The sequence below is a fragment of the Bacillus sp. GbtcB10 genome, assembly GCF_019091365.1.
Lineage (GTDB): Bacteria > Bacillota > Bacilli > Bacillales > Bacillaceae > Bacillus > Bacillus altitudinis.
Genome location: NZ_JAGXJP010000463.1, coordinates 1 through 230, shown reverse-complemented (window position 1 = coordinate 230; position 230 = coordinate 1). Strand labels below are relative to the sequence as shown.

Here is a 230-nt window from a genome sequence, read left to right as displayed (position 1 = left end):
AAGGCAACTGGATTGGACGTTCTGAAGGTGCACATGTTCACATCGAAGTAGAAGGACATGACGAACAGTTTACTGTGTCAACAGCACGTCCTGATACACTATTTGGTGCAACATATGCCGCTCTTGCACCAGAGCATACACTAGTTGAAAAAATTACAACGGCTGCTCAAAATGAAGCAGTTGAAGCATATATCAAAGAAATTCTATCTAAGAGTGACTTAGAGCGAACA

At 41.7% G+C, this 230-nt stretch carries 1 protein-coding gene; it reads left to right on the top strand.

Annotated elements, in window-relative coordinates; translation table 11 throughout:
• On the top strand, window positions 1-230 hold a 230-nt coding region (locus KVT11_RS20855; protein WP_217609243.1), incomplete at both ends, for a hypothetical protein.